This window comes from Roseateles sp. P5_E1 (assembly GCF_054049335.1).
This window is the reverse complement of sequence record NZ_JBFUMN010000363.1, coordinates 1-573: the sequence shown is the minus strand read 5'-3', so window position 1 is coordinate 573 and position 573 is coordinate 1. Positions and strand designations below refer to the sequence as shown.

Here is a 573-nt window from a genome sequence, read left to right as displayed (position 1 = left end):
TGTTTGCGGTCGCCCGCATTGCGCTCGGCGTTGCCTGAGTCCAGGCACCAAGACAGGAATCCAGATTAGATGTCCGCTTACAAGATTACGGAACACAAGTACGACATGGTCGTGGTCGGCGCCGGCGGTGCTGGCCTGCGCGCTACGTTCGGTCTTGCCGCCAAGGGCCTGCAGACCGTCTGCCTGACCAAGGTCTTCCCGACCCGTTCCCACACCGTGGCCGCGCAGGGTGGCATCTCCGCCGCGCTGGGCAACATGGGTGAGGACGACTGGCGCTACCACTTCTTCGACACCATCAAGGGCTCGGATTGGCTGGGTGACCAGGACGCGATCGAGTACATGTGCCGCGAAGCGATTCCGGCCATCATCGAACTGGAGCACTACGGCGTGCCGTTCAGCCGTACCGAAGAGGGCAAGATCTACCAGCGCCCGTTCGGCGGCATGACCACCAAGTACGGCGAAGGCCCGTCCGCGCAGCGTACCTGCGCCGCCGCCGACCGTACCGGCCACGCCATGCTGCACACGCTGTACCAGCAGTCGCTGGCGCACAACGCGCGCTTCATGATCGAGTAC

General features: G+C 64.2%; 1 protein-coding gene. It reads left to right on the top strand.

From position 1 onward, the window contains the following. Nucleotides 1-69: 69 nt before the first annotated feature. A partial coding sequence (locus tag ACXJKJ_RS31540) for an FAD-binding protein (protein WP_457395619.1) occupies nucleotides 70-573 on the top strand: 504 nt, incomplete at its 3' end.